Here is a 26,396-nt window from a genome sequence, read left to right as displayed (position 1 = left end):
GCGCTTGTGTGGCCCAGGACACTACTAACAGACCGCTTACCGACCGAGCGATCGGTCGTGGCGGTGGGAAGGTTCCGCAGTCGAGTGGAAGGAACTGCGTCGTGACGTCCGAGAAGCGTCCCTGGACCGCGCTCTACCCGAACGGGTTCGATCCCGAGCCGGCGGTGCCGTTCGTCTCCCTGGTGGACGCGTGGCGCGCCCGCGTGGATGCCAACCCGGACGGCAAGGCCATCGCCTACTTCGACGGTGTGCTGACCGCCCGCGAGACCGACGAGCTCTCCGACGCCCTCGCCGTCGCCCTCGCCGCCCGTGGGGTGCAGCGCGGCGACCGGGTGGGCATCTACCTGCAGAACATCCCCCAGTACGCGCTGACCCTGCTCGCGTTGTGGAAGCTCGGGGCCGCGGCGCTCGTGCTCAACCCCATGTACCGGCGGGCCGAACTGCGCCGCCTCGTCGACGACGCCGAGATCGTCGGCATCGTGTGCGCCGACACCGCCGTCGCGGAGACCGCGGACACCGTCCGCGACAGCTCCGTGCGGTGGATCCTCAGCACCAGCGACCTGGACTTCCAGACCCGCGACGACGCCCGGGTCTTCCCGTCGACGGACCGCGCCGTGGCCGCGCCCGACGGTGACCTCGTCGAGCTGATCGAACAACACCGGGGCCGGCGGCCGCCCCACGTCGAGATCACCGGCGACGACGTCGCGTTGCTCGCCTACACCTCCGGCACCACCGGTCCGCCGAAGGGTGCGATGAACACCCACGCCAACGTGCTGGCCGTGGCCACCACCTTCGGTTCCTTCGTCGGCCTGGCCGCCGGCGACGCGGTGTTCGCCGTCGCCCCGCTGTTCCACATCACCGGCGCCGTCATCAACGCCACGCTGGCGCTGGTGCACGACACCGCCCTGGTCTTCGCGAACCGCTTCAACGCCGAGGTCGCGCTCGAGGCCCTCGTCGAGCACGGGGTCACGTTCACGATCGGCTCGATCACGGTGTTCAACGCCCTGTACGAAACCCCCGGCGCCGAGGCCCGCCACTTCGCCTCGATCAAGACCCTCTACTCCGGCGGCGCGCCGATCCCGCCCGCGACCGTGGAGAAGTTCGAAGCGAAGTTCGGCAAGTACATCCACAACGCCTACGGCATGACCGAGACCTCCTCCGGCGTGATCGCGGTACCGCCCGGGCGGCGGGCACCCGTCGACCCCGCCAGCGGCACCCTCGCGATCGGCGTCCCGCTGCCCCTGCTCGACGCGCGTGTCGTCGATGCGGACGGCGCCGACGTCGAACCCGGCAAGCAGGGTGAACTGGAACTGTCCGGCCCGCAGGTGATCTCCGGGTACTGGCGCAACCCCGAGGCGTCCGCCGCCACCCTGCCGGGCGGGCGGCTGCGCACCGGCGACGGTGCGATCATCGACCGGCACGGCTGGGTCTACCTGGTGGACCGCCTGAAGGACCAGATCAACGTCTCCGGATACAAGGTGTGGCCCCGCGAGGTCGAGGACGCCCTGTACGAGCATCCCGCCGTCCACGAGGCCGCCGTCGTCGGCCAGCCCGACGACTACCAGGGCGAATCCGTGGTCGCGTACGTGTCGCTCGAACGCGACGCCCACACCACCGAGCGCGAGCTCGTGGACTTCGTCCGCGACCGCCTCGCCGCCTACAAGCGGCCCCGCCGGGTCCACATCGTCGAGAACCTCCCCAAGACCCAGACCGGCAAGATCCGGCGCAGCGACCTGCGCGACCGCACGATCCCCACCCCGACCGCCTGACGGTCCGTCCCCTCCGGCGTGACCGAATGTCACACGGGTTCGGTCACATCGAACCCATGTGACATTCGGCCACCGCTCCCGCGAACGAAAAGAGATACGACGTGAACACCGACGTCCGGAACACCCGGGGTGCGGTCGACACCGCGCCCACCCTGGCATCGAAGAAGAAATCGCTGTTCGCCAGCGCGGTCGGCAACGTGCTCGAGTGGTACGAGTGGAGCGCCTACGCGGTCTTCGCACCGTTCATCGCCGCGGTGATGTTCAACAACTCCGATCCGATCTCCGCGCTGCTGTCGACGCTCGCGGTCTTCGCCGTCGGCTTCCTCATGCGCCCCCTCGGCGGCATCGTGTTCGGCCGCATCGCCGACCGGCGGGGCCGCAAGTTCGTCCTCGTCACCACGATGCTCATGATGGCGACGGGCAGCCTCGTCATCGGCATCATGCCCACCTACGAGTCCATCGGGGCGTGGGCGTCGCTGATCCTGCTCGCCGCGCGGATCATGCAGGGCTTCGCCCACGGCGGCGAATCGGCCACCGCCTACTCGTACGTCGGTGAGATCGCCCCGCCGCACCGTCGCGGGATGTGGGGCAGCGTCGCCTTCATCGCGATCTTCGGTGGCTCGGTCCTCGCCTACAGCATCGGTGGCGCCGTCACCTCGTCGCTCTCCGAAACCGCCGTCGCCGAATGGGGCTGGCGCATCCCATTCCTCATCGGCGCCTGCCTGGCCCTGGTCGCCCTGTACCTGCGTCGCAGCATGGACGAGAGCGACGTGTTCGACGCCCACCAGGAGCAGGACGAGCAGCCGCGCATCCCGCGGAAGACCGTCGTCCGCGCGATCCTGCTGATGATCGGCATGACCTCCGGCATCACCGCCGCCCACTACACCTGGACGTCGTACGTCGCCACCTACGCGATCACCCAGCAGGGGATGGACCCCGACGTCGCCTACTGGATGTCGGTGATCGCCCAGTCGATCGCGCTCGTCTCCCTGCCCTTCTGGGGCATGCTGTCCGACCGGATCGGCCGCCGCCCGATGCTGTTCGCGTTCGCCGCACTGATGCTCGTACTGCAGCTGCCGCTGACGATGATGATCTCCTCGGCCGGATGGACCCTGCTCGTCGCGACGACCGTCGCGCTGCTCGTCGTGTCCGTCCCCGCGTCGGTGCTGTCGGCGACGCTGTCGGAGAGCTTCCCCACCCGGCTGCGGACCCAGGCGATCGGCTTCGCGTACTCGTTCTCCGTCGCGGTGTTCGGCGGAACCGCCCCGTACCTGAATCAGCTCCTGATCGGCCGCGGCATCGGATGGGCGTTCAGCGTGTACATCATGGTGCTGTGCGTGCTGACCGGCATCGCCTGCGTCTTCATGAAGGAGACCAAGGGCATCCGCCTCGAACACGCCTGACGGACGATCGGCTGCGCCCCGCCGGCACGGAACCGGCGGGGCGCAGCCGTGTCCCGTGACGTCCCGCGGCCCGGACCGGATGCCGTTACGCTGGGGCTGCCGCAGCGGCGGGACCGGTCCCGGCGTGCTATACCCGCTCCTCGTCGCGGTGACACGTCGATCCCGTGGGCGAGGAGGCGGTGTGCAGGCAGATTCCGGTGCGCGGCTGCGCGACAGCGACGGGCTCACCGGCCGGGAGGCCGCCGCGCGGCTCCGCCGGGACGGGCCGAACCAGCTTCCGGCCGCGCGACGGGTGCCGTGGTGGCGCAGGCTGATCGCGCAGCTCACGCACTTCTTCGCGCTGCTGTTGTGGTTCGCTTCGGCCCTCGCGTTCGTCGCGGGTATGCCGGAGCTGGGCATCGCCGTGATCGTGGTGATCGTCGTCAACGGCATCTTCGCCTTCGTGCAGCAGGAGCGCGCCGAGAAGGCCGCCGAACGCCTGGGGGAGCTGCTGCCCACCACCATCGTCGTGCGGCGCGACGGGGCGGTGCGCACCGTCGACGCCCGTGACCTGGTGGTCGGCGACGTCGTCGTGCTCACCGGCGGCGACCGGGTCCCGGCCGATCTGACCCTCGCGGTCGCGGGCCGCTGCACCTTCGACGAATCCACCCTTACCGGGGAGAGCGAACCGGTGCTCCGCACGGCCGGCGCGGCCGTGTTCGCCGGAACATTCGTCGCCGAGGGCGAATCCGAAGGGATCGTCACGGCGACGGGTGCGAACACCCGCCTCGCCGGTATCGCGGCCCTGACCACTTCGGTGCGACGTCCACCCGGCCCGCTCGATCTGGAGATCCAGCGCATCGTCCGGACGCTCGCCTTCGGTTCCGTCGGCGTCGGCGCGGTGTTCTTCGCCGTGTCTCTCCTGGTGGGGATCTCCTGGCAGGACGCCTTCCTCTTCGCGGTGGGCATCACCGTCGCCCTCGTGCCCGAGGGACTGCTGCCCACCGTGACGCTGTCGCTGGCGATGGGGGCGCAGCGCATGGCCCGCGACAACGCGCTGGTGCGCAACCTCGAGGCCGTCGAGACCCTCGGTTCGACGACGTTCATCTGCACCGACAAGACGGGCACGCTCACCCAGAACCAGATGAACGTCGTCGAGGCGTGGACCCCGGCCGGGACCGTCGCGGTGCGCGGGGAGGGGTATGCGCCCACCGGTGAGGTGACCGGCCCGGAGCCGGCGGTGGCGGCGGCCGCGACCGCCGGTCTCGCCGGTGCGGCCGCCTCGAAGGGTGGGATCACCCTCGACGACGACGAGTGGCGGGCGGTCGGTGACCCGATGGAGGCGGCGATCGCCGCGTTCGCGGCCCGTCTCGCCGGCCCCGGCGCACAGCCGGGGCCGGTCACCCGCCGGTTCGTGTTCGACCCCCGGCGCCGCCGCGAATCGGTGATCGTGGGCGGGCAGCTGCTCCTCAAGGGCGCCCCGGACGCGGTGCTTCCGCGCTGCGCCGACCCGGGCGAACTCGTCGACCGGGCGGAGGAGGCGCTCGCGGACATGGCGTCGCGGGGCCTGCGGGTGCTCGCCGTCGCCCGCCGGACCCTGACCGATCCCGGCGTGGAGACCGACCCGGACCTCGCCGAACGCGACCTCGAACTCCTCGGCCTGCTCGGCATGGAGGATCCGCCGCGGACCGCCGTCCCGGCCGCGTTGCGGGCCGCCCGCGGCGCCGGCATCAAGGTCGCGATGCTCACCGGCGACCATCCAGAGACCGCGCGCGCCATCGCCCGCGAGATCGGGCTGCTCGGGCCCGCGGGCCTGGTGGTGCAGGGCAAGGACCTGCCCGAGGACGATCAGCTGCTCGGTGCCCTGCTCGACCGGGACGGCATCGTGATCAGCCGCGTCTCGCCCGAGCAGAAGCTGCGCGTGGCCAAGGCCCTGCAGGACCGCGGCCACGTGGTGGCGATGACCGGTGACGGCGTCAACGACGGACCGGCCCTGCGGCAGGCCGACATCGGGGTGGCGATGGGTGAGGGCGGCACGGACGTCGCGCGCGAGGCCGCCGATCTGGTGCTGCTCGACGACGACTTCGCGACCATCCTCACCGCAGTGGAACAGGGCCGTGCCACCTACGCCAACATCCGCCGCTTCCTCAGCTATCACCTGACCTCCAACGTGGCCGAACTGACGCCCTTCGCGCTGTGGGGCCTGTCGGGCGGGCAGTTCCCGCTCGCCCTGGGGGTGCTGCAGATCCTGTGCATCGACATCGGCACCGATCTGCTGCCGGCGCTCGCCCTCGGTGGCGAGCCCCCGAGCCGGGACACGCTGAAACGCCCGCCGGAACGCCGCCACCTCGTCGACGGAACCCTGTTGGTCCGGGTGTTCGGTGTGCTCGGGCCGACCGAGGCAATCGTCGAGATGAGCGCGTTCCTCGTGGCGCTGCTCGTCGCGGGCTGGCGCCCCGGGGGCGAATTTCCCACCGGAACGGCACTTCTCGCTGCCTCCGGTGCCGCGTTCACCGCCGTCGTCCTCGGTCAGGTGGGCGCCGCGTTCGCCTGTCGCAGCGCGACCCGGCCGCCGTGGCAGCTCGGGTGGGGCTCGAACCGGCTGCTGCTGTGGGCCGTGCTCGCCGAACTCGTCGCCCTCGTCGTCTTCCTCGGCGTCGGCCCGGTCGCCGACGTTCTCGGGCACGCGGTTCCGCCGCTCGAGGCGCTGGGGGTCGCGCTTCTGGGCATCCCCGCGGTCCTCGTGGTCGACTCCGTGTACAAGCGGGTGCGCCGTCGCCGGCAGTGAGCCCCCGGGGCGTTCGGGGTGCGGGCATCCCGCCGCACGCGCACGATGGGACCGAAGGGGAGGAGCCGCATGGATGTCGTCACAGTCACGGATCTGCACAAGCACTACGGAGACGTGCGGGCCGTCGACGTCGTTGACGTGCCGAACCTGGGGTTGCGCCGCCGCGGCACCGGGTATCCCCGGAACACCGCTCGCCGATGATCGGAAGTGACCCGCCATGATCGTCCCCGGCCTGACCGCACCGGACCCGGACACGGAGCCGGGCTCGCCCGAGCCTGCCCCGCCGATCCCGCCGACGCCCACGCCGCCGCCGCCGTTCCCACCGGAGCCGAACCCGGTGCCGACCCCACCGGAGCCGCAGCCGCCGTTCCCGCCGGAGCCGGATCCCGAGCCCTCGCCGCCGCATCCGCAGCGGCCCTTCCCCCAGATCCACGACCTCGCGATGTGACGACCTCGCCGACGGCGGGAGTAAGGAGAGCAGGTATGTCGAGCATGTTCGGCCGCACGTTGCTCGGAACGACCGCGGCGACCGCCGCGACGGCGGTGGTGGGATCGATCGCCTCCCGGGACGTGGACACACGCTGGTACCGGCGACTGCGCAAGCCGTCGTTCCAGCCGCCGAGTGCGGTCTTCCCCGTCGTGTGGACGGCGCTGTACGGCGACATCGCGGTGAGTTCCGCGGTGGCCATCGACGAGCTCGAATCGGAGGCGCGGGTCGACGAGGCCACCTACTACCGGGCCGCCCTCGCGGTGAACCTGGCACTCAACGCGTCCTGGTCGTGGGTGTTCTTCAAGGCGCATCGGCTCGTGCCGGCGACGGTGGTCGCCGGGGCGCTCGCGGTGAGCAGCGCCGACCTGGCGCGCCGCGCCGCCCTCGCGAAGCCGGCGGCGGGGGCCGCGCTCGGCCCGTACGCGGTGTGGTGCGCGTTCGCCACGGTCCTCAGCGGCCGGATCGCGCGGCTCAACCGGTCCTGACCGAGCGCGGTCGTCAGTAGAGCGGGTCGTGGCGGATGCAGTCCGCGGGCACGCCGGTGGCCTGCAGCCGGAACTTGGTCGCCTGGATCATGGCGGGGGACCCGGCGATCTGCACGTCGTGCCCCGACCAGTCCCCGGCCTCGGCGACGCACCGGCTCACCGGGCCCTCCAGGAGGGACAGCCCGGCCGGCGGATCGGTGGGGCCGGTGAACCACCACGGGTCGGTCGGCGACTCGGTCACGGGCACGACCGTCAGCCACGGGTTGGTGCGGGCGAGGTGCCACAGGGTCGGCAGGTCGTAGAGGTCGCACGGGTAGCGCCCGGCGTAGAACACGGTGACCGCCCGCGTGGCGGGACGCCGGGCGAGGGCCATGAGCTGGGCCCGCATGGGGGCGATCGCGGTACCCGACGCGATCATCAGCAGCGGGCGCGGCCGACCGGGGGCGGGCCGCATCGTCTCCGCCCCCAGGGCGCCGATCGGTGAGCCGAGCACCCACGTCTCGCCGACGCGGGCGTGGCTCACGATGTACGGGCTCACCCAGCCGCCGGAGACGCGACGGACGTGGAACTCCACGGCGCCGTCCGCGTCCGGCGGCGTCGCCGGTGACAGGTAACGCCACATGCGCGGCCGCCCCGGAACCTGCACGCTCACGTACTGTCCCGGCTCGTACGCCATCGGCTGGTCGAGCCGCAGGCGCACGACGGCGACGTCGTCGAGCGGTCTGCGGTGCTCCACGACGGTGCCCACCCAGGCGGCGGGGCCGGTTTCGGCGGCCGCGGCCTCGGTCATCGTGGTGGCGACGAGGTGCAGCGCGTGGTGCCATGCGTCGTCGAGCTCGGTGGTCCAGTCGTCGCCGGCGGCCTGCGCCACCGCATCGATCAGGGCCTCGGTGAGCGCCTTGTACTGCCACAGCTCGATGCCGTACTTGCGGTGGTCGCGGCCGAGCTGCTCGAGGAACGGGACGACGGTCTCGGGTCGGCTCAGCCGGTCCACCACGTGGACGACGGCGTGCAGGATGCGTTCGCGTTGCTCGCCCATGGCGGCGGGAAAGTACTGCCGGGTCTCGGGATGACGCGCGAACAGGTTGGCGTAGAACGCTTTCGACAGGGTTTGCAGGCCGTCCGGGCGGGCGGACACGGCCTCGACGTTACTGCGGATCAGCGCACACAGTCTCGGGTCCACAATGTCCGCCACCTCCGCGATCCTGTCCGTGTGCGGCGCGGCGCATGCCGGACGCGTCGCACCGGGGAGCGACTCTAGGGCGGAATACTGCTTGTCGCGAATCGCCCTGTGCCCGGAACGGTCGGCCGGGGAACAGATCTCGGGACGTACGTCCCGGGCGGTCGGGTACTTCGGTCCTGTGGACGAAGCATGTGGACGAAATGCCGGCGCCGCGTGTGCGACCGGCACCACCTGCAGGCGGTGCCCGCATCGCCGCGAAGGTGCCTGGGGAGGAACGGAAGACGCGTCGGTCTCCGTGCCGTAGGTCACCGTCGCCGGAGGGTGCGGCGGCGGCCCGAAGGTCCCGCGACAATCGGGACCTTCGGGCCGGTTCCCCGGGACGGTTGCGTCGCCCCGGTGGTTACCGCTGGGCTGCAATGCGGTTGCGCATCGCCTCGAGCCCCGCGACGACGACAAGTGCGATCACCACGTGCATCAGCGACAGCGTGATCGTGCTCGGGGTGTCGAAGTCGGCGACGATCGTCGACGCGATGGTGCCGAGCGCGGCCACCGCGCCGACGACCTCGGCGACGCGGATGATGCCGAACCAGCGCAGGCTGAGCAGCGCCGCGAGACTCATGCCGACGGTGAGCGGGACGACGGTCATGACGAGAACGCCGCCCGGGGCGGCGCTTTCGACGGTGTCGCCGTTGGTCACCTCGAACGAGCCGCCGGCGGCGAGGCCGACGAGCCACAGTGCGACGTTGGCGACGAGAGCCACGACGACCGGGACGAGCACCGCCATCGGACGGCTGAGCGAGAAGGCGGGCAGGGTCGACGTGGTGGTGCGGTCGAGAGGCTTGACAACACTCATGGTGTCCTCCGGAAGGGCCGATGAACTGACGTCGCTCATCGTTCAACCTCGAGTCGACTCGAGGTCAAGTCCGTTCCGCGCAAGCTATGCCGCGGCCACCGCGCACCAGTCCACGGTGACCGAACGGGCACCGGAATGCGCGAGCATCGAACGCACGGGGCCGCCCAGGCACAGCTGCCGGTCGAGCTCCCGCTGCTCCGCATCCGGGTCGCGGGCGTCGGGGGCGCCCACGAGGATCTCCGCCGGCTCGGTGCTGCGCGCACCCTCCACCAGCAGTCGCTCCTCGTCGACCACCCGCACGGGCACGTCGTCCGATCCGGCCACGTCGCCGACCAGCAGGGCCACGTAGTCGGCGTCGTCGTCGGCGTCGTGATAGGCCAGCAGCCGGCCGCGGACGGTGCCCGAGGCGACCCGGTGATCGAGAGTCAGCCCGGACTGCGTGGGTGTTCCCGCCGCGACGGCACGCAGGCAGTGCGGCAACGTCACCCGTCGTGAGGTCCAGCTGAAGAAGGCCCCACACCCCGTTTCCATGGCACTCGCTCCTCCTCGGTACGTCCGGGCGAGGTGGTCCCCGGTTCTGTGATCAGTGTGCGCCGGGGGTCCGACATGTTCCGGGAGTGGCCGAGCTGCTGCCGGAGCAGGTTCAGGGCGTGGTGCTGGGCGAGCCGGACGGAGGTGGCATCGGTGTTCAGGGCACGGGCCGTGTCGGTGATCGACAGGCCACACGCGATGCGCAAGTGCAGCACGGCACGGTAGCGGTGCGGGAGGGCAGCGATCAGCGTCGAGGGTCGTGTCGCCGCCTTGTCCGTCGTCACCGCCTCGTCCGTCGTCACCGCGTGCGTCCTCCTCCGTCCGGTGCGGGACATCGTGTCGCGACCGGTGTCCCGGACGGAAGGGACCGGTGTCCCGATCCTGTGGGCGCGCGGCGTCTGCTGTGATGCACTCGCGGAACGACGCACCAGGAGGCTTTCGTGAGACCCACCACCGAGGACATCGAGCGGATGACCTCCACCCTGTTCCTGTCCGAGGACGCCCGGCCCCGTTCCCGGCGCGCGACATTCTGGACCCTGCTCGTGCTGGCCGCGGTCATCGCCTCGGCGGGCGTCGTCGCGGACTCGACCGCCACCGTCATCGGCGCCATGATCGTGGCGCCGCTGATGACGCCGATCGTCGGGACCGCACTGGCCGTCGTCCTCAACGACCACCGCAACCTGATCGCCTCCGCGTTGCTCGTCGTGGCCGGAGCGGCCGCGGTGGTCGCGACCGGATTCGCGGTGGGCCTGCTCGATCCGCTGGACGTGCTCGCGCAGAACAACACCCGAGTTGGCTCATTTTGTTAGTGCGTGAGTCCAGATCCTGAAATCCGGTCGAGCAGTGCTTGTAGGTCGGCGTCGACCTGCGGTGGGAACGTGTGTCGGGTGCCGTTGATCGCGATGGTCGCCGACCGCAACGGTCGCAGCAGCTTGACGACCTTGCCGATCGCGAGGCCACTGCGTTCCTGCACCACCCGGGAAACGGCCAACGCCGCGAACACCACGGTCAGGTGCGCCTCGATCGCATCGCGGGTGCGATGGAAGATCGGCCGGGCCCGCAGATCCGTCTTCGACATCCGAAACGACTGCTCGACGTGCCACAACTCGTGGTACTTCGCGATGATTTCACGCGGATCCATCAATGGGGCAGGGAGATTGGTGACGTAACCTTTCAGGCCGACGAGCATCCGTGCCCGCTCGAGCGAGGCGGTGTCCAGTCGCCGGCCCTTCGCGGTCACCGTCACGAACCGCGTGGACTTCGGAACCGTGTCCCCGTCGACCACCGCCCGGGCACGGGCCTCCTGGGCATTGAGGGTCTTCTCGTCCCGGCCGGCGCGGCTGCGTGAGTACTGCCAGATCGCCCGCCACGCGTTCGGATGCGCTGTCGCGTTCCAGATTGGCTCGGCCCGTCGCCGGGGATTGTTGACCACGGAGCGGCCGTGCCGCGGAGTGATGGTGTCGATGATCTGGCCATCGGTGAAAACGTTTCCATTCCAATGGAAGTGCGATGCAAGATCACCGGGCGCCTTCGTGGTACGGGAGCCGACGATGAACTTCAGTCCGGCCTCGTCCAACGCTGCGAGGTTGGCGGCGGACAGCATCCCGGCGTCAGCGGCCACGACCATCTCGACCCCGTCGAGGTCGTGGCGGGCCTGGAACTGCCGTACGATCGGCACGATCGTGCGGGTTTCGGCCGAATTGCCCTCGTAGCATCCGATCTCCAGCGGGAAACCGGTTCTGTCCACAAGCAACCCCACCACGATCTGCGGGTCGACCCGCCGTTCCTTCGAGTACCCGACTTTGCGCAGGTCATCTTCCTTTTCTGCTTCGAAGTACAAGGTCGTCACGTCGTACAACAACAGGCTCAAACCACCGGTTTCGGCGGCATACTCGAAACACTGCTCGGCGATGCGATCCCGGTATCTGCCGGTATTGATCTGCCCCAGGTGGCGTTTGATCGTGGCGTAGCTCGGCGGATCGGCCCCGAGGTCCTTCAGGACGCGACCGGCGTCGAGTTTCGAGCCGGGCTCGACGATGCGGGCGATCACCAGATCGCGGAAGACCGCATCGTCGACGATCCCGAACCCGAGCTGGTCGTACACATCGGTCAGCACCTGGCGCAGCAGCACCGACCCGGTCGATTCGGTGCGCCCCGGCGCGTCCACCTGCGAAGTTCGCTGAGCAGGGTCGAAAAGTGCGCTCTGGCCGCCGGCCAGGGGCTTTTCGACCGGAACCTGCGGGGTGACGCCCAGATCGAGAACCTGCTGATCGGGTTCGAGCCAGGCCCGAGCGCGTTCGAGAAGCATGCCGAGTTCGACGTCGGTATGTGCGGAACCGATGTGCTTGACGATCTCCTGCCGGCCGCCCACATATCGGGCGATCTGCACGGCCGTGGCCCCGGATTTGGTGCGCACCTTCCTGACAAACGCCACCTGCCGAGCCTAGAACCAGCGCCGTTAGTGCGTGAAATCAGACCGATCCCGACGAGAAACTGCAGGTCACAGACGTGAGCCGCTGTTCATCCCGGAAACGTGAGCCAACTCGGGCTGGACGTGCTCGCGCAGAACAACAGCCAGGTGGCGGGACGGGTCGCGCCGCGGATGATCGACCTCGTCGCCGCCTTGGCCACCGGTGCGGTCGGGGCCTTCGCGCTGGTGCGCCGCGATGTGTCCGACACCCTGCCCGGTGTGGCGATCGCGATCTCGCTCGTGCCGCCGCTCGCGGTGGTCGGCCTGACCCTCGAGTCCGGCGCGCCGCGGCAGGCCGGTGGGGCCCTGTTGCTGTTCGCCACCAACGTCGCCGCCATCGTCGCCACCGGCACCCTGGTCTTTCTGCTGGCGGGGGTGCGCGGGGCGGCGCACCGCGCCGGCCGTACGGTCGGGGACCTGCGCGGTCTCAGCGTGCTCACGGTCGTCGCCGCGGTCGTGCTCGTCGCGGTCCCCCTGGGTGTGTCCAGCACGCGAGTGATCCGGCAGGAGACGTTGAAGGCCGACGTCGCCCCCGTCGCGGAGCAGTGGGCGCAGGAGCAGGGCTGGGTGATCACCGACATCGGATTCCGCGAGTCCGTGCTGTGGATCGAGGCGCTCGGGCCGCCGCCCGAGGCGGATCCGGCGACCCTGCGCGACGCCCTGAACGAGGCCGGGCTGCGCGACGTCGACGTGGAGGTCACCCTCGTGATCGGCGGAACGCGGCGCCTGCCCGGCGGGTAGGGGCGGCGCTCAGCACACGACCGGCCGCGCCCCGGCCGGGTCCAGCGCGGCCAGCACCAGCTGCTCGGCGACCGGATCGTAGGGGATCGAGACGTGGTCGGCGGTGTTCGCGGGGCACACGTCCTGCAGCAGGATGTTCTGCGCGCCGGGCCCGGTGAGGAACGACGCCGTGTAGGGGATGATCACCTGGTCGTATCTGGTCGCGACGACCGTGTAGGAGACGCCCTCGACGGTGTCGCTGCCGGCGTTGAGCTCGGCGAGCACGGCATCCTGCGCGACCGACGGCGGCCCGAGCGACGGGTAGTTCGCCGGCGCCAGCCCGACGATGCGGCTGGTCTTGTCCGCCCCGCCGAGGAACCGCACGTACCACCGGGGGACGGCGCCGCCCTTGGAGTGACCGACGATGCTCACTCGCTCGGCGCCGGTTTCGGCCAGGACGGTGTCGACGAACGCCGCCAGTTCGCCGGCGGCGTCCGGGATCGGCTCGCGCGCCTTGAACGGCTCGCCCGGCGGTGCGCCGTAGTCGAGTGCGAACACGCAGTACCCCTCGGCCTTCAGCGCCGGTGCCAATCCGGCCCAGTTGGCGTAGGAGTTCTCGAGGAAGCCGTGGACGAGCACCACCGGTTCGGGATGCGCCGGTGTGGGCACGCAGTCGGCATCGTTCGTCCCGGCCGGGACGACGCCGGGATGCGCCAGCGAGTAGGCGAGCGCGGCGCCGAAGGTGCTCTGCGGCGGGCCGGTCGTTGCCTCCGGGGCACGCTGTTCGGCGCCCGCCGTGGGGGCGGCGGTCGCGATGCTGCACGCCGCGATCAGCCCTACGAGGGCGAGCCTGCCGACCATGCCGCCCATCCTCGCGTCCGGCGGGTGTCCGGGGGCGCGAAATGCGCGAAAGGGCGTCATCCCGCGGGCGTGGGCCGGACCTTCTGCTGCGTGACGCGCCACAGTCGCCGCGGCAGGCCGCCTTCCTCGAAGGCTTCCACCTGCGGTTCGGTGAATCCCTGCGCCAGACGCTCGACGAGTGCCCGATCGAAGAAGTGGACGACGAACCCGCCGTGCTCGGTCAGGTTGTCGCCCCGGTCCGTCCCGGTGGCGAAGTGGGCGTCGCCGGTGTGCCGCACGGTGTAGACGTGCCAGCCGCCCGGGCGCAGCACCCGATGCACTTCGGTGCCGAGCGCGTCGATCTCCTCGGTGGTGAGGGCCATGTTGAAGAGCATGTGGCTGTAGACGGCGTCGACGGACGCGTCGGCGACGGGCAGGGGTTCACGCACGTCGTGCACGCGGGTCGTGAGCCGGTCGGCCACACCGGCTTCGGCCGCGACGCGCCGGAGTTCGCCGAGGCCCTCGGGCGCGTAGTCGAGCGCGGTCACCGACAACCCGCCCCGGAGGAAGGCCAGCGTGTCCCGGCCCTGGCCGGCGCCGAGTTCGAGGACCTCACGCACCTGCTCGCGGTCGAACAGCTCGAGGGCGCGCCGGGCAGGCTCGCTCGGTGCGGGCCCGTACATCGTCGGGTTGTCGCGATAGGTGCGCTGCCAGTGTCCGCGCTGGGCGTCCAGGGCGCCGCGGTCGACATGTTCCATGCCGTGCCTTCCTCGTGACTTCCGGCCGTGGACGGCCGGCCCTGTGCGGTCGGGCGCGCCGGCGTCGATGCCCATCGACACATGGTGCCTCGGCTGCCTCCGAGGGCGGGCCCGAATCGTGGACCCGGCAGACGGTCCCGCTCGCGTCCCGCTCCGTAGCGAGCACCCGGCGACGCTCGATCGAATGGTCTGCCGGCCGTTGAGGTGGGGTCGATGTGCAGCGTAAAGTGAGTACGATCGTTGTCAGATGGAGGGTGTATGCGGACGATCCGTACCGTCGGTGACCTTGTCTCGCCTCTGGGGGATCGATCAACGCGGCGAATGTCATCATGCAACTGGCCGTGCCCGGAGTGGGGCAGGGAGTGATCGAGAGCGCGGTGCACTCCGGCCGGGCGGATCTGCATCCCGTCAAGCGCGCCCGCACCACCACCACGACGTACCTCGCGGTGGCGGTATTCGGCAACGAGGACGATCGCGCCTACGTGCGGGAAGCGGTACGGCGAATCCACGCCCGGGTCGTGTCCGGGCCGGATTCGGTGACCCCCTACAGCGCCAACTCTCCCAAGCTGCAGTTGTGGGTGGCGGTGTGCCTGCTGAAGTACTTCGTCGACCAGTACGAATACCTGCACGGTCCGTTGACCGACGCCGAGTACGAGCGGGTGCTTCGCGACGGGGCCACGTTGGGCACCACCTTGAACGTGCGGCCCGGGGCGTGGCCGGTCACGCGCGAGGAGTACGACAGCGTGTGGCGTGCGGGCCTGGACGAGGTGTCGATGACGGACGAAGTCCGTACCTATCTCGCCGCCCTGGCGGACCTCGGTTTCCTCGAGGTCCGGCTGGGCCGGGCCGGCTACGCGATACACCGAGCGCTCGGCCGCCCGTTCCGGCTCGTCACACGAGGAGCGTTACCGCCGGAACTCCGCGCGGTCATGGAATTCGAGTGGTCGTCGGACGATCAGCGCGCCTTCGCCCGGTACCTGCGCCTGCTGCGCGCCGTGCACCGGCCGACGCCGGGACTGTGGAGCATTCCGTGGAAGGCGTATCTGGTCGACCTGCGCCTGCGGCGCCGCTTGGGCCTGCCCGTCTTCTGACATGCCGCCGCGCCGGTGTCCGGGTGGCCGGAATATCGCCCGCACCGCACCGGTTCGTATAGTTGAGTAATCAACTATTGACGGAGGCTCATCGTGCAGTTCGGCATCTTCACCATCGGCGACGTGACCCGCGACCCGACCACGGGCCGCGTACCCACCGAGCACGAACGCATCGTCGCGATGACGGAGATCGCGCTGAAGGCCGAGGAGGTCGGGCTCGACGTCTTCGCGAGCGGCGAGCACCACAATCCGCCGTTCGTCCCGTCGTCGCCCACCACCATGCTCGGCTGGATCGCCGCCAGGACCGAGAAACTGATCCTTTCCACGGCCACGACGCTGATCACGACGAACGATCCGCTGAAGATCGCCGAGGACTTTGCGATGCTGCAGCACCTCTCGGGCGGCCGCGTCGACCTCATGATGGGCCGCGGCAACACCGGCCCGGTCTACCCGTGGTTCGGCAAGGACATCCGCCAGGGCATCCCGCTCGCGATCGAGAACTACCACCTGCTGCGCCGCCTGTGGCGGGAGAAGGCCCTCGATTGGGAAGGCAAGTTCCGCACCCCGCTGCGCGGCTACACCTCGACCCCGTGGCCGCTCGACGACACCCCGCCGTTCGTGTGGCACGGCTCGATCCGCTCGCCGGAGATCGCCGAACAGGCCGCGTTCTACGGCGACGGCTTCTTCCACAACAACATCTTCTGGAACCGGGAACACATCCAGCAGATGATCAGCCTCTACCGCACCCGGTTCGAGCAGTACGGCCACGGCGCCGCCGACCAGGCGATCGTCGGCCTCGGCGGCCAGGTGTTCATGGCGGAGACCGAGGAGAAGGCCAAGCGCGTCTTCCGGCCGTACTTCGACAACGCCCCCGTCTACGGTCACGGACCGTCGCTCGAGGACTTCTCCGCGACGACCCCGCTGACCGTCGGCACCCCCGAGCAGGTGATCGAGCGCACCCTGGGCTTCGCCGACTACGCGGGCGACTACCAGCGGCAGCTGTTCCTCATGGACCACGCCGGTCTGCCCCTCGACGTGGTGCTCGAGCAGATCGAGATCCTCGGCCGCGAGGTCGTGCCCGTGCTGCGCACCGAGTTCGAACGACGCCGCCCGGCGCACGTGCCGTCGGAGCCCCCGACGCACGCCTCGCTCGTCGCCGCGGGTCCGGATTCCCCGCACCGCCTCGTGGTTCCCGCAAAGGTGGATCTGTCCGCCGCCGAGGAGGCCGACGCCCGATGAGCCGCCGCATCGTCGTCGTCACCGCCGGGCTCTCGCAGCCGTCGTCGACGCGTCTGCTGGCGGACCGGATCGCCGCCGCCGTCACCGCGGCGGTCGGCGCGCGGGGTGAGTCCACGGATGTCGAGGTGATCGAACTCCGCGATCTCGCAACCGATCTCGCGATCACGGTCGCCACCGGCGGCCTGCCGGCCCCGGCCGTCGCGCGGGCGCGTGAGCAGGTGTCGCACGCCGACGGTCTGATCGCCGTCACTCCGGTGTTCACCGCAAGTTACAGCGGCCTGTTCAAGATGTTCTTCGACGTGCTCGACACCGACGCGCTGAACGGCATGCCCACGATCGTCGCCGCGACCGCGGGCTCGGCCCGGCACTCGATGGTGCTCGACTTCGCGATGCGTCCACTGCTGACGTTCCTGCGCGCGGTGGTCGTCGCCACGGGCGTGTTCGCCGCGACCGAGGACTTCGGCGACGGGGAGGCCGGCGTCGCCCTCGGCAGCCGGATCCGGCGGGCGGCCGAGGAACTCGCAGCGCTCGTCGTCGGTGAACGGACCGGTGTGGACGGCTTCACGCCCGCGTCCTCCCCGGCGCGGCCGCGCCCGTCGGGGAACTCGCTACGCGCCCCCGGCACGCCGTTCCAGGACCTGCTGCGCGCCCACATGGGTTGAGAACTCGTCGTACCGCGGCGTGGCGCGGAGCGGGTCGGGTAGGCCGTGCCGCATCCGAAACCTGATCACCCGGCCGGCAACCGCGCGCGCAACTCGTCCGCGCCCGGCCCGGACGCCAGGGGCAGCGCCACGCGGCGGCCGGTGAGCAGCAACAGGATCGCGGAGATCGGCCCCCGGATCTCCGGCCCCTCCCCGGCCGACCATTCGACGTCCGTGGCGGTGAGCCGGTAGCCGCGCAGCGGAAGGGAGCGGAAGACCCGGGCCTTGCCCCTGCCGCCGAAGGACCACACGCGGGTGGCCGCCGCGGCCGCCGCGGTCACCGGCATCTCGAGGTCGCGGTGCAGCGGGATCGCGATGTCCTGGCCGTGCACGAGGATGTCGCTCAGGGGCTCGAGGCTGGTCAGCCCCACGTTGCGGCGGCGGGAACCGATCGTCGCGCGCAGGTCCGCGATCAACCGGTCGGTCGGCAGGGCCGCCCGTCGGCGGGCGGCGGCGCAGATCATCGAGTTCAGCGGGCCGGGATGACGCAGAACCATCCGGACGCAGTCCCCGACGGTCAGCTGCTGCAGGGTCAGGTGGGCCGCGACGTCGCGTACCGTCCAGCCGTCGCACAGCGACGGCTGTGCCCATTCGTCGTCGGACAGCTGCCCGAGCAGGTCGGCCGTGCGTCGTCGCTCGCTGTCGATCGCGGCCCACACCTCGTCGTCGTTCATGGCCGGAGCCTTCCGTCTCAGCGGAACACCGGTGGCCGGGTCCTGGTGCGTTCGAGCTCGAAGACGTCCGCGAAGCCGGACAGCACTCGCGCCCTCGAAGACGCGCACGGCGTCGTGGCCGCGGGGAATCGAGTCCCCGGCGATCGGTTCGCCGGTCATATCGCACCTCCCGGACGGGCACAATCAGTACGATGTTGGTACCAATATAGTTCGATGATCGGACTATCGGCAAGGGAGGATGATGGCCGAGGACCTCAGTGCCGCCGTGCTGATGTTCATCGCCCAGCGCTCGGCGGAGAACCGCATTCTCGCGGCGCTGCGGCGCGCCGGCTACGACGACATCACGCTCGCCCAGGCGCGGGTGGCCGCCCGGATCGGACCCGGTGGAACCCGGCTGACAGATCTCGCTGAACAGGCCCAGGTGGCCAAGCAGACAGCCAGCTTCCTCATCGACCAGCTCGAGCGGGCCGGCTACGTCGAACGCACGGTCGACCCCACCGACGCCCGCGCGCGACTCGTGCGGATCGCTCCGCGCGGCGCCGAGGCCGGCCACGTCGCCCGGGCCGAGGAGGCGCGGATCGAGGCCGAGTGGACCGAGCATCTCGGTGCGCGCCGGATGAAGCAGCTGCGCGAGGCGCTCACCCTGCTCCGTGAGATCACCGATCCGTACCGGCCGTCGGGGGAGTAGTCGCCCGGTCACGTCCCACCGGACGTGGGGCGGTCATCCGCCGGTGTCACGCGCGCCGTACATCGGGAACGATGTTGGCGTTCCGATGAAAGGCGTTGTGCGGATCGTACTTCGCCTTGATCTCGGCCAGTCGGGCATATTTGGTGGGGCCGTAGGTGGCGCGCACCCGGTCCTGTTCGAACTCGGTCATGGAGTTGACGTACGCGCCGATGCCGACCGAATACGGGCGCAGGGCCTCCCAGACGGACCGCACCCACGCCCGCTCCGGTGGCAGCAGACCGGGATCGGGACAGACGCCGACGATGAAGACGGCGAAGCGTGGCGTCCGTCCGCCGCCGAAAGCGGTGTCGTCCTCCCTCGTTTCGCAGTACGCCTCGTCCAGCCGGTAGAACAACAGGAGCGACAGGGGCGAGTTCTTCTGCGGCACGACATCGACGACTGTCGCGATCAGATCGTCGGAGAGATCTTCGACGTAGCAACCCTTGTCGTAGCAGTAGAAGCCCCACGCGTTGCCCTCGTCGAGCAGCTGCTGCACGTCGACGTAGGGCATCGGCGTGACGAACTCGAACAGCGGTGGCAGAGCGCGCCGAATCCGCGCCAGCGCGTCCTCGTGCGTCTGCGGTGCTCCGAAACCGGTGACAAGGAAGGCATAGCCGGGCTGGAGGTGGTATTGCTCGGGCACGAACGGGGCGGGTGGGGCGTTCACGCCGGCGATCACGATGTTCAGCTCGCGGGGCAGCGTATCGATGACCTCCCGGGCGAGCCGCAACACCTCGGTGCCTTGATCCAGGCCCCAGAACAGGAGCCCGAACTGCACGACGGGGCCGGCCTCGTGCAGGCGGAACTCGAACTCCGTCACCACCCCGAAGTTGCCGCCGCCGCCCCGGATCGCCCAGAACAGGTCCGGATTCTCGTCCTCGGCGGCACGCAGGATCCGGCCGTCGGCAGTGACGACCTCGGCCGACTCGAGGTTGTCGATGCTCAATCCGGCCTGCCGGGTGAGCCAGCCCATTCCTCCGCCCAGCGTCAGTCCCGCGACACCCGTGTGACTGATCAGACCGGCCGGGACGGCGAGCCCGTGGGCCTGCGTGGCGGCATCGAGGTCACGCAACAGGGCGCCCCCGCCGACCCGTACTCGCCTGCTCTCCGGGTCGACGACGACGTGATCCATCGATCCGAGGTCGATCACCAGGCCGTAGTCGACGACCGAGGCGCCCGCGGTGCTGTGCGCACCCGCGCGCACGGCCATCTCCATTCCGTGCTCGGTCGCGTAGGCGATCGACGCCTTCACGTCGGCGGTGCTCCGGCATCGTGCGATCGCGGCCGGGCGGCGGTCGATGTCGGCGTTCCACACCGTGCGCGCTTCGTCGTAGTCCGCGTCGCCGGGTCCGAGAACCGGGCCCTCCATCGCGGCCCGCAGCATGCCGAGGTCGCCGGTCGTACGAGTCATGTGTCCTCCAGACGTTGCCGGGAGCAGGCGGGATCGTCTCCGGCGAGGCGTTCGGCGCGTTCCCGGATGCCGAGCAGCATCCTGCGCATCATCGGAAAATCGGCCAGTTCCATCAGCGCGACGGTGAGCGGAAGCGACGGCGTGGGCCGGTAGGAGGCCTTCAATCGGCTCACGAGCCGCGTCCGTCGCCCGTCGTCGATGGGATCGAGGCGCCACGACCACGTCGAATCCGGCTTCGCCCAGACGAGGCAGCGCCCCGGATCGAAGGAGTGCACCCGGAAGGACGTCGCCGCCGTGGCCCGACTCGCCATCGGCGCCGCCACGTCGCCGACCTCGATGCACTGCAGGCGCGGATCGATCGTCGTCGCGCTGGGCCGCCCCAGATTGTCGAGACGGTCGTAGGAGTAGAAGCCGGCCCGGTTGTAGCCGACCTGGACGATCCACGGCCACACGCACTCGGCCGGCGCCTCGATCGTGAGGGCACGGGTCGCAGTGAACGTCGCCGAGGAGAGGATGTCGTCTCCGGGCATCGCACCGGCGTGCTCGGCGGTCGTCGCTCCCCACCGCAGGTGCCACCGGCGGTAGAAGGCGAATGCGCTCACCGCTGTCGCGACGCCTGCGATCGTGAGGATCGCCATGAGGAAACTGTTCCACACCGGAGCCGGGGAGAGAAGGTCCCGGAGGCCCCGCTCATCCGCTTCCCCCGTGAGCCCGGAGGGCGAGGGCGGCCTGTACCACCGCGGCATGGGTGAGCGCCTGCGGGTAATTGCCGAGGTAGGCGCCGGTGCCCGGGTCCACCTCTTCCGGGAGCAGGCCGAGGGGGCCGGCGCGCCGCAGCAGCGTTTCGAACAGTTCCCCGGCTTCGGTCCGCCGGCCGGTGAAGGCCAGCGCCTGGACCAGCCAGAAGGAGCACGGCAGGAACGCGCCCTCGACGCCGGGCAGCCCGTCCTGTCCGGGGGGATATCGGTAGAGCAGAGGGCCTCCGGCCGACAGCTCGCTGCGGATCGCGTCGATCGTGCCGCGCACCCGGTGCGAGTCCGGATCCTCCATGCCCAGGACGGGGAGCACCAGCAGGGCGGCATCGATGTCACGCGACCCGTAGGTGCGGGTGTACCGATTTCCGATCCGGTCGAAGCCGCGGGCGAGCACCTCGTCGGCGAGGTCGTCTCGCGCCGCGAGCCAGCGCCGGCGACGACGGCTGGACAGGCGGTGGGTCTCGGCGATGCGCAGGGCCCGGTCGAGGGCCAGCCAGGCCATCATCTTGGAGTGCACGTGGTGGTCGGCGTCGCCCCGGATCTCCCAGATGCCGGCGTCCGGGTCACGCCACCGTGCGCAGACGTGATCGGCGAATCCCCTTACCATGCGCCAGGTTTCCGAATTCAGCGGCCGACCGGAGCGGACGAACGTCCATGCGGCGTCGACGACCCAGCCGTAGCCGTCGAGCTGATGCTGATCGGCCGCGTCGTTGCCGAGCCGCACGGGTACGCTGCCCGCGAAGCCCGGCCATCCCGGCAGGGTGCGTTCGGCGGGGGCGTGCCGGCCGTCGAGGGTGAACAGGACCGGCAGGCGGGGCCGCTGCAGGCGACTGGCGTGCAGGAGCCATCCGAGGAACCCGCGTGCCTCGTCGACCTTGCCCGCGCCCAGGAAGGCTGCGACGCCGATGCTGGCGTCGCGCGGCCAGGCGTAGCGGTAGTCCCAGTTCCGGACCCCGCCGGGCCACTCGGGTAACGACGTCGTCGGGGCGGCGATCGGCGCCCCCGACGGGGAATACGTGAGCAGCCGCAGCGTCAGCAGGCTTCGCACGACGGCCTCACGACAGGGCAGATCGTGAGCGATCTCCGCCGTCCACGCCCGCCAGCGTGCCTCGTCCTCGGTCACGAGCTCCCAGGCCGCGGCGGGAGGGAGGTGGATCAGCGGCTCGCGGTGGGCCACAGTCAGGACGACGGTGACCGGATGCCGCGGGGTCACGAGGATCGAGGTCGGCCGGCCCGGCGGGATCGGGGTGCCGGAGTCGCAGGCCAGGGACAGGGCGAGCGAGCCCCACTCGCACACGAGGTCGGGACCGCGCCGCACCTTCGGGGGGCGGTGGCGTTCACCGAGCCTCGGATCGAATTCGACGACGGCGCGCGCGGTTTCGCCCTCGACGGAGAGGCGACGCACGAGGACGGTCGCCGGGAGCAGCCGTCCGGCCACCTCCGCGATCATCGCCTCGCTCAGGGTGAGCCGGGTGTTGCCGAGGTCCCAGGTGGTTTCCAGCGTTGCGGTGTGCGTGCGGTAGCGGCGCCGGACGACGGTGGCATGCCCCTCGGGCCCGAGCCGGAACCGCCCCGCCGGCGCTCCGCCGACGAGTCGGCCGAAGACGGGATCTCCGTCGAAGCGGGGCACGCAGAGCCAGTCGAGCGATCCGTCGCCGGAGACCAGGGCCGCGGTGCGGGTGTCGCCCAGCAGGCCGTAGTCCCCGATCCGGGTCTGCGTGCCCGCCCTGTCCTCGATGCCACTCTCGTCGAAATCGGTCATCCTGAAAGTCATTTCAGCGCACCTGGAGAAGAAGGCCGAGTGCGGTGCCGTAGACGAGATGGGCGGCGACGGCGACGGCGGGGGTCTGCGCACCGTAGTTCAGGCCGAGCAGTCCGGGTGGTTCGAGGACCGCGGTGCTCCGTGGCCCGGCTCGATGGGAGGCCATGCGCGGATGCACGCCCGGCAGTAGTGGCAGCAGGACCGTCAAGGCGACCGCGACGTGCAGCAGGCCGAGCAGCATGCCCAGCCACCACGTCGCCCGGTGGAGCAGCGCGAAGGTGGCGGCGTAGCCGAGTGCGAAGGCCTGGCCGATCGCGAGGTGGATGAAGAATCCGACCACCCGGGCACGATCCGGGTCGGCGGTGACGACGGTGCCGAGCACGAGCGGCAGATCCAGGCGGCTGTAACCGGCCAGTTGGGCGGCGATCATGACTGCGGTCAGGGCGGTGGTGGCCACCGATCCGAAGAGCGCCCATCCGGCCCAGTCCATGGCGGAGTCACCTTTCGGTGGGGAGGTCGCTGCCGCCGGTCCACGGTCGCCGTCGGACGTCCGTGAACCGGCGGCTCGGTTTCACGATGTGCCCGGGGTGGGTCCGCGGCGAGTCACCGGGGCGGTGGCCAGCCGGGCCAGGGCGAGGGCGGCGACCGCCAATCCGAAGTCGCGCAGCGCGATGTCGAGGTAGCCGCCGAGGGTGACCAGGTCGACGATGATGCCGAGCAGCCATGCGGCCACGACGTAGCCGCCGATGGCGGGTCTGATCGCGACGACGATGCCGGCGAGGATCTCGACCACGCCGACCGCGAGCATGGCTTGGTGGGCGGTGCCCGGGACGAGGTCGTCGATCCAGGGTGCGAGGTAGCGCTCCCAGTCGGTGAGCAGGTTCGCGAACTTGTCGAGACCGAAGGCGATCGGGGCCACCGTGAACACGGTCCGGAGAAGGACGAATGCCTGGCGGGCGCCGGCGTTCGTGCCGGCCGGGGTGGAGTGGAGCGTGGTGGGGGAGGTGGGCGTGTGGCTCATCGAAGTCTCCTGACTTCTAAGAGGGAGTAGATTTGATTTTAGAAGTGTGACGTAGATTACGTCAAGAAGTTTCTCTTTTAGAAGGGGGAATCGTGCAGGACGAGTTCGCCGAACAGGCGTCGGGGATCGGTGCGCTGGCAGACCCGGCTCGAAGGTCCCTCTACCGCTACGTCGCCGCACAAGCGGACGCGGTCGGGCGCGAGCAGGCTGCGGCCGCGGTAGGCCTGCCGCTGCACGCAGCGAGGTTCCACCTCGACCGGCTCGTGGAGGAGGGCCTGCTCGAGACGGAGTACCGCAGGCTCTCGGGGCGGACGGGCCCGGGCGCAGGACGGCCGTCGAAGCTCTATCGGCGCTCGTCGCGCGAGCTGTCGATCTCCCTGCCCGAGCGGCGCTACGACCTCGCCGGGGAGGTTCTGGCGGCCGCGATCGAGCGGTCGATGCGCGACTCGGTGCCCATCTCGGAGGCGGTGCGGACCGCTGCTGTCGAGCACGGCCGGCGTATTGCCGCGAATGCGGCCACCCCAGCCGTGCCCGCCGGAACGGTGCCCGCTCCTATGGACGCGGGAGGTACCGACCTCGAACGTATGGCGCGGCTGCTCGCCCGGCACGGCTACGAGCCGCGCCTGTCCGGCGACGGGCAGATGCGGTTGGCGAACTGCCCGTTCGACCGGCTGGCGAACGAGCACCGTGAACTGGTCTGCGGGATGAACCTCGCCCTGCTCGACGGGGTCGTCGCCGGACTCGGGACCGACCGGCTCTGCGCGGAACTCGCCCCGGAACCGGGGTTCTGCTGCGTCCGGATCCGGGGCGTCGAGCGGTGAGTCGTCGCGGTTCCGGGCCTCAGAGCCCGAGCGCCGCGGCGACCTCCCGCAGGGCCGGAACCGGGTCGTCCCGCATCGGCAGGGCCTGGACCGCGACGTGGTCCGCCCCGGCGTCGAGGTGCTCCCGCAGACGCGACGCGATGTATTCCGCGTCGCCGTGCGCGACGAGCGCGTCGACGACCCGGTCGGTGCCGTCGTTGTCGAGTTCCTCGGCGGTGAAGCCGGTGCGTTCCAGATTCGCACGGTAGTTGCGCAGCTTCAGATACGGGTTGGCCACGGCCTTGCGGCCGATGGTGCGGGCCGTGGCGACGTCGGTGGACAGCACGATCTTCTGCTCGGGGGCGAGCACGGCGCCCGGGCCGAGAACGGCGCGCGCCTCGCGGGTGTGCTCGGGGGTGGTGAGGTAGGGGTGGGCTCCGGCGGCCCGGTCCGCGGACAGCTTCAGCACCTTCGGTCCCAGCGCGGCGAGGACCCGCCGCGCCTCGGGCACGCCCTCGCGGTCGAGCACGTCCAGGTACTCGACCAGTGCCGCGTAGGGCTTGCGGTACGTCTCACCGTGCGCCTCGGGGTGGCCGACGCCGACACCGAGCAGGAAGCGGCCGGGATGGCGTTCCTCGAGCCGGTGGTAGGAGGCCGCGATCTCGTCGGCGGGGGCGGTCCAGATGTTGACGATGCCGGTGGCCACGACGATGTTCTCGGTGGCGTCGAGGAGGCGTTCGGCCACCTCGAGGTCGGCGGGCGGCGAACCGCCGATCCAGATGGTGCCGTAGCCGAGCTTCTCGATCTCGGCTCCGGTCTCCGGTGGGAGGCCGGTCGCGTGCCGCCAGACGCCGAAGCGGCCGAGCGGGGGAGTCTGCGTCGTGTTCTCTGCCTTCGTCGAATCCGTCACGCCGGGTCCAACCTCCGTCGCCGCCGGTTTCATTCCGGGCGGTCGATCGGTGGCGGTCGGCCCGGACCGCGGCCCTGGATGATCGTCCAAACCCCTCCGCCGGACCGCGGCCGACTTTGTAGCTGCGGGCACCCCGGGAGCCGCCCCGCCTGCGCGAGGGTGGAGACACCGGAACGAAGGAGGCTCCCGTGCCGTACACCGTCGCCGAGTTCGACGCCCTGCCGGAACCCGAGGCCGTCGCGCTGCTGACGACCTGCTGCGCCGGCGCGACCTGGGCCGCCCGGGTGGCCGCCGGACGCCCGTACGGCGACCGTCCGGCCCTGCTCGACGCCGTGTCCGTCGCGATCGCGAGTCTCGACGACCACGGCCGGGCCGAGGCCCTGGCCGGGCATCCGCGCATCGGGGAACGTTCGGAGAGCGCGTCGTCGCAGCGGGAGCAGTCGGCCGTCGCCACCGCCGACGCCCGGATCCTTGCCGCCCTCGCCGCCGGCAACCGTGCCTACGAGGAGAGGTTCGGGCACGTGTACCTCGTGCGTGCGGCCGGGCGGTCCGCCGCCGAACTGCTCGACATCCTCCACCGCCGCCTCGGCAACGACCCCGCCACCGAGTCCGCGGAGGTGTGCTCCGCCCTGGCCGACATCACCCGGCTCCGGCTCGAACGTCTCGTGCTCGACGAGGCCGACGTCGCGTCCCGCGGGGGCGGGCGATGAGCACCCTCAGTACGCACGTGCTCGACGCCACCACCGGGACTCCGGCAGCCGGAGTGCACGTCGCCCTGGCCGGCGCGGACGGCACCGTCCTCGGGACGGGGCGCACCGACGACGACGGCCGGATCCGCGCACTGACCGGCGAGCCCCTGCCGCCCGGCACCTACACCCTCACCTTCGGCACGGGCGACTGGTTCGCCGAGCGCGACATCGTCCCCTTCTATCCGGAGGTCGTCGTCACCTTCCGGATCTCTGTGGCCGGCAATCGCTTCCACGTTCCGCTGTTGCTGTCCCCGTTCGCCTACTCCACCTACCGCGGGAGCTGACCC

Annotated in this window: 29 protein-coding genes; 15 read left to right on the top strand and 14 right to left on the bottom strand. The window is 70.7% G+C overall.

Annotation, left to right across the window (positions count from 1 at the left end):
* Positions 1-101 precede the first annotated feature (101 nt).
* The 6 genes from ISO16_RS16085 (at position 102) to ISO16_RS16065 (ending at position 6,914) form a co-directional block, all read left to right on the top strand.
* Positions 102-1,769 (top strand): class I adenylate-forming enzyme family protein, encoded by a 1,668-nt coding sequence (locus ISO16_RS16085; RefSeq protein ID WP_072636621.1) that lies wholly within the window; start codon positions 102-104, stop codon positions 1,767-1,769.
* 101 nt (positions 1,770-1,870) lie between these two features.
* Positions 1,871-3,172: an MFS transporter gene (locus ISO16_RS16080; protein WP_029546660.1), complete on the top strand. Its 1,302-nt coding sequence runs from the start codon at positions 1,871-1,873 to the stop codon at positions 3,170-3,172.
* A gap of 181 nt (positions 3,173-3,353) precedes the next feature.
* Entirely contained in the window at positions 3,354-5,939 is a 2,586-nt protein-coding gene (locus ISO16_RS16075) for a cation-translocating P-type ATPase (RefSeq protein ID WP_072636620.1), read from the top strand.
* A gap of 69 nt (positions 5,940-6,008) precedes the next feature.
* Complete coding sequence (locus ISO16_RS28940; protein ID WP_268256876.1) at positions 6,009-6,140, top strand: hypothetical protein; 132 nt, start codon at positions 6,009-6,011, stop codon at positions 6,138-6,140.
* Between the two features lie 16 nt (positions 6,141-6,156).
* Positions 6,157-6,387 (top strand): hypothetical protein, encoded by a 231-nt coding sequence (locus ISO16_RS16070; RefSeq protein WP_029546658.1) that lies wholly within the window; start codon positions 6,157-6,159, stop codon positions 6,385-6,387.
* A 35-nt stretch (positions 6,388-6,422) separates the two neighbouring features.
* Entirely contained in the window at positions 6,423-6,914 is a 492-nt protein-coding gene (locus tag ISO16_RS16065; RefSeq protein WP_006943512.1) for a TspO/MBR family protein, read from the top strand.
* 13 nt (positions 6,915-6,927) lie between these two features.
* Here the strand turns inward: ISO16_RS16065 and ISO16_RS16060 are convergent, their stop codons facing one another.
* The 4 genes from ISO16_RS16060 to ISO16_RS16045 all read right to left on the bottom strand — a co-directional run bounded on the left by ISO16_RS16060 (position 6,928) and on the right by ISO16_RS16045 (position 9,783).
* Positions 6,928-8,097 (bottom strand): globin domain-containing protein, encoded by a 1,170-nt coding sequence (locus ISO16_RS16060; RefSeq protein ID WP_072636623.1) that lies wholly within the window; start codon positions 8,095-8,097, stop codon positions 6,928-6,930.
* Positions 8,098-8,497: 400 nt separating this feature from the next.
* Entirely contained in the window at positions 8,498-8,989 is a 492-nt protein-coding gene (locus ISO16_RS16055) for a DUF6069 family protein (protein ID WP_037201237.1), read from the bottom strand.
* 45 nt (positions 8,990-9,034) lie between these two features.
* Positions 9,035-9,481: a hypothetical protein gene (locus tag ISO16_RS16050; RefSeq protein ID WP_065923311.1), complete on the bottom strand. Its 447-nt coding sequence runs from the start codon at positions 9,479-9,481 to the stop codon at positions 9,035-9,037.
* Positions 9,433-9,783, bottom strand: coding sequence for a sigma factor-like helix-turn-helix DNA-binding protein (locus tag ISO16_RS16045; protein ID WP_006932498.1), 351 nt, complete (start codon positions 9,781-9,783; stop codon positions 9,433-9,435). Before ISO16_RS16045 ends, ISO16_RS16050 begins: the two co-directional genes overlap by 49 nt.
* Before the next feature lie 138 nt (positions 9,784-9,921).
* Between ISO16_RS16045 and ISO16_RS16040 the strand changes: the two genes are divergently transcribed.
* Positions 9,922-10,290 (top strand): DUF389 domain-containing protein, encoded by a 369-nt coding sequence (locus ISO16_RS16040; protein WP_230304364.1) that lies wholly within the window; start codon positions 9,922-9,924, stop codon positions 10,288-10,290.
* Here ISO16_RS16040 and ISO16_RS16035 read toward each other — a convergent pair.
* Positions 10,287-11,915, bottom strand: a complete 1,629-nt coding sequence (locus tag ISO16_RS16035; protein WP_072634899.1) for an IS1634 family transposase — start codon at positions 11,913-11,915, stop codon at positions 10,287-10,289. The two genes, ISO16_RS16040 and ISO16_RS16035, sit on opposite strands and share 4 nt — an antisense overlap.
* Positions 11,916-12,014: 99 nt before the next feature.
* On the opposite strand from ISO16_RS16035, the gene ISO16_RS16030 reads away from it, so the two are divergent.
* Positions 12,015-12,692 (top strand): DUF389 domain-containing protein, encoded by a 678-nt coding sequence (locus tag ISO16_RS16030; RefSeq protein WP_230304363.1) that lies wholly within the window; start codon positions 12,015-12,017, stop codon positions 12,690-12,692.
* Between the two features lie 9 nt (positions 12,693-12,701).
* Here the strand turns inward: ISO16_RS16030 and ISO16_RS16025 are convergent, their stop codons facing one another.
* Both ISO16_RS16025 and ISO16_RS16020 read right to left on the bottom strand, forming a co-directional pair.
* Positions 12,702-13,541, bottom strand: a complete 840-nt coding sequence (locus tag ISO16_RS16025; RefSeq protein WP_083662349.1) for an esterase/lipase family protein — start codon at positions 13,539-13,541, stop codon at positions 12,702-12,704.
* 47 nt (positions 13,542-13,588) lie between these two features.
* Complete coding sequence (locus tag ISO16_RS16020; RefSeq protein WP_072636609.1) at positions 13,589-14,269, bottom strand: class I SAM-dependent methyltransferase; 681 nt, start codon at positions 14,267-14,269, stop codon at positions 13,589-13,591.
* Between the two features lie 329 nt (positions 14,270-14,598).
* Between ISO16_RS16020 and ISO16_RS16015 the strand changes: the two genes are divergently transcribed.
* The 3 genes from ISO16_RS16015 to ISO16_RS16005 all read left to right on the top strand — a co-directional run bounded on the left by ISO16_RS16015 (position 14,599) and on the right by ISO16_RS16005 (position 17,261).
* A complete protein-coding gene (locus ISO16_RS16015; protein WP_083662348.1) occupies positions 14,599-15,360 on the top strand; it encodes an oxygenase MpaB family protein in 762 nt (253 codons plus the stop codon).
* A 93-nt stretch (positions 15,361-15,453) separates the two neighbouring features.
* Positions 15,454-16,599, top strand: coding sequence for an LLM class flavin-dependent oxidoreductase (locus tag ISO16_RS16010; protein WP_006932509.1), 1,146 nt, complete (start codon positions 15,454-15,456; stop codon positions 16,597-16,599).
* Entirely contained in the window at positions 16,596-17,261 is a 666-nt protein-coding gene (locus ISO16_RS16005; protein WP_072636608.1) for an FMN reductase, read from the top strand. Before ISO16_RS16010 ends, ISO16_RS16005 begins: the two co-directional genes overlap by 4 nt.
* A 65-nt stretch (positions 17,262-17,326) precedes the next feature.
* On the opposite strand, the gene ISO16_RS16000 is transcribed toward ISO16_RS16005, so the two are convergent.
* Complete coding sequence (locus ISO16_RS16000) at positions 17,327-17,974, bottom strand: maleylpyruvate isomerase family mycothiol-dependent enzyme (RefSeq protein WP_072636607.1); 648 nt, start codon at positions 17,972-17,974, stop codon at positions 17,327-17,329.
* Positions 17,975-18,215: 241 nt separating this feature from the next.
* On the opposite strand from ISO16_RS16000, the gene ISO16_RS15995 reads away from it, so the two are divergent.
* Positions 18,216-18,662, top strand: coding sequence for a MarR family winged helix-turn-helix transcriptional regulator (locus ISO16_RS15995; protein ID WP_083662347.1), 447 nt, complete (start codon positions 18,216-18,218; stop codon positions 18,660-18,662).
* Positions 18,663-18,708: 46 nt separating this feature from the next.
* Here the strand turns inward: ISO16_RS15995 and ISO16_RS15990 are convergent, their stop codons facing one another.
* The 5 genes from ISO16_RS15990 to ISO16_RS15970 form a co-directional block, all read right to left on the bottom strand.
* Positions 18,709-20,112 (bottom strand): FAD-binding oxidoreductase, encoded by a 1,404-nt coding sequence (locus ISO16_RS15990; RefSeq protein WP_072636605.1) that lies wholly within the window; start codon positions 20,110-20,112, stop codon positions 18,709-18,711.
* On the bottom strand, positions 20,109-20,750 hold the full coding sequence (locus ISO16_RS15985) for a hypothetical protein (protein WP_006944155.1): 642 nt from the start codon (positions 20,748-20,750) through the stop codon (positions 20,109-20,111). The genes ISO16_RS15990 and ISO16_RS15985 overlap by 4 nt, the downstream gene beginning before the upstream one ends.
* A 52-nt stretch (positions 20,751-20,802) precedes the next feature.
* Positions 20,803-22,629, bottom strand: coding sequence for a glycoside hydrolase family 15 protein (locus ISO16_RS15980; protein WP_051445974.1), 1,827 nt, complete (start codon positions 22,627-22,629; stop codon positions 20,803-20,805).
* 13 nt (positions 22,630-22,642) lie between these two features.
* A complete protein-coding gene (locus tag ISO16_RS15975; protein ID WP_006944153.1) occupies positions 22,643-23,119 on the bottom strand; it encodes a hypothetical protein in 477 nt (158 codons plus the stop codon).
* An 81-nt stretch (positions 23,120-23,200) separates the two neighbouring features.
* Positions 23,201-23,650, bottom strand: coding sequence for a hypothetical protein (locus ISO16_RS15970; protein WP_006944152.1), 450 nt, complete (start codon positions 23,648-23,650; stop codon positions 23,201-23,203).
* 92 nt (positions 23,651-23,742) lie between these two features.
* Here ISO16_RS15970 and ISO16_RS15965 point away from each other — a divergent pair, with 92 nt between their 5' ends.
* Entirely contained in the window at positions 23,743-24,471 is a 729-nt protein-coding gene (locus ISO16_RS15965; protein ID WP_072636604.1) for a helix-turn-helix transcriptional regulator, read from the top strand.
* Positions 24,472-24,490: 19 nt separating this feature from the next.
* Here the strand turns inward: ISO16_RS15965 and ISO16_RS15960 are convergent, their stop codons facing one another.
* Positions 24,491-25,393 carry an LLM class F420-dependent oxidoreductase gene (locus ISO16_RS15960; RefSeq protein ID WP_029546642.1) on the bottom strand — a complete coding sequence of 301 codons (903 nt, stop codon included), beginning with the start codon at positions 25,391-25,393 and terminating at the stop codon, positions 24,491-24,493.
* Between the two features lie 155 nt (positions 25,394-25,548).
* On the opposite strand from ISO16_RS15960, the gene uraD reads away from it, so the two are divergent.
* A complete protein-coding gene (uraD, locus tag ISO16_RS15955) occupies positions 25,549-26,070 on the top strand; it encodes a 2-oxo-4-hydroxy-4-carboxy-5-ureidoimidazoline decarboxylase (protein ID WP_072636603.1) in 522 nt (173 codons plus the stop codon).
* Positions 26,067-26,393, top strand: a complete 327-nt coding sequence (uraH, locus tag ISO16_RS15950; RefSeq protein ID WP_072636602.1) for a hydroxyisourate hydrolase — start codon at positions 26,067-26,069, stop codon at positions 26,391-26,393. The genes uraD and uraH overlap by 4 nt, the downstream gene beginning before the upstream one ends.
* Positions 26,394-26,396 lie beyond the last annotated feature (3 nt).

Source organism: Rhodococcus sp. M8 (genome assembly GCF_015654185.1).
Taxonomy (GTDB): domain Bacteria; phylum Actinomycetota; class Actinomycetes; order Mycobacteriales; family Mycobacteriaceae; genus Rhodococcus; species Rhodococcus aetherivorans.
This window is presented reverse-complemented; position numbering and strand designations above follow the sequence as displayed.

Excerpts from the sequence above, each read along its gene's own strand:
- ISO16_RS28940 (WP_268256876.1), top strand. The coding sequence starts at position 6,009 with ATGGATGTCGTCACAGTCACGGATCTGCACAAGCACTACGGAGACGTG.
- ISO16_RS16070 (WP_029546658.1), top strand. The coding sequence starts at position 6,157 with ATGATCGTCCCCGGCCTGACCGCACCGGACCCGGACACGGAGCCGGGC.
- ISO16_RS16065 (WP_006943512.1), top strand. The coding sequence starts at position 6,423 with ATGTCGAGCATGTTCGGCCGCACGTTGCTCGGAACGACCGCGGCGACC.
- ISO16_RS16055 (WP_037201237.1), bottom strand. The coding sequence starts at position 8,989 with ATGAGCGACGTCAGTTCATCGGCCCTTCCGGAGGACACCATGAGTGTT.
- ISO16_RS16050 (WP_065923311.1), bottom strand. The coding sequence starts at position 9,481 with ATGGAAACGGGGTGTGGGGCCTTCTTCAGCTGGACCTCACGACGGGTG.
- ISO16_RS16025 (WP_083662349.1), bottom strand. The coding sequence starts at position 13,541 with ATGGGCGGCATGGTCGGCAGGCTCGCCCTCGTAGGGCTGATCGCGGCG.
- ISO16_RS16020 (WP_072636609.1), bottom strand. The coding sequence starts at position 14,269 with ATGGAACATGTCGACCGCGGCGCCCTGGACGCCCAGCGCGGACACTGG.
- ISO16_RS16015 (WP_083662348.1), top strand. The coding sequence starts at position 14,599 with ATGCAACTGGCCGTGCCCGGAGTGGGGCAGGGAGTGATCGAGAGCGCG.
- ISO16_RS16005 (WP_072636608.1), top strand. The coding sequence starts at position 16,596 with ATGAGCCGCCGCATCGTCGTCGTCACCGCCGGGCTCTCGCAGCCGTCG.
- ISO16_RS16000 (WP_072636607.1), bottom strand. The coding sequence starts at position 17,974 with ATGAACGACGACGAGGTGTGGGCCGCGATCGACAGCGAGCGACGACGC.
- ISO16_RS15995 (WP_083662347.1), top strand. The coding sequence starts at position 18,216 with ATGGCCGAGGACCTCAGTGCCGCCGTGCTGATGTTCATCGCCCAGCGC.
- ISO16_RS15990 (WP_072636605.1), bottom strand. The coding sequence starts at position 20,112 with ATGACTCGTACGACCGGCGACCTCGGCATGCTGCGGGCCGCGATGGAG.
- ISO16_RS15985 (WP_006944155.1), bottom strand. The coding sequence starts at position 20,750 with ATGGCGATCCTCACGATCGCAGGCGTCGCGACAGCGGTGAGCGCATTC.
- ISO16_RS15980 (WP_051445974.1), bottom strand. The coding sequence starts at position 22,629 with ATGACCGATTTCGACGAGAGTGGCATCGAGGACAGGGCGGGCACGCAG.
- ISO16_RS15975 (WP_006944153.1), bottom strand. The coding sequence starts at position 23,119 with ATGGACTGGGCCGGATGGGCGCTCTTCGGATCGGTGGCCACCACCGCC.
- ISO16_RS15970 (WP_006944152.1), bottom strand. The coding sequence starts at position 23,650 with ATGAGCCACACGCCCACCTCCCCCACCACGCTCCACTCCACCCCGGCC.
- ISO16_RS15960 (WP_029546642.1), bottom strand. The coding sequence starts at position 25,393 with ATGAAACCGGCGGCGACGGAGGTTGGACCCGGCGTGACGGATTCGACG.
- uraH (WP_072636602.1), top strand. The coding sequence starts at position 26,067 with ATGAGCACCCTCAGTACGCACGTGCTCGACGCCACCACCGGGACTCCG.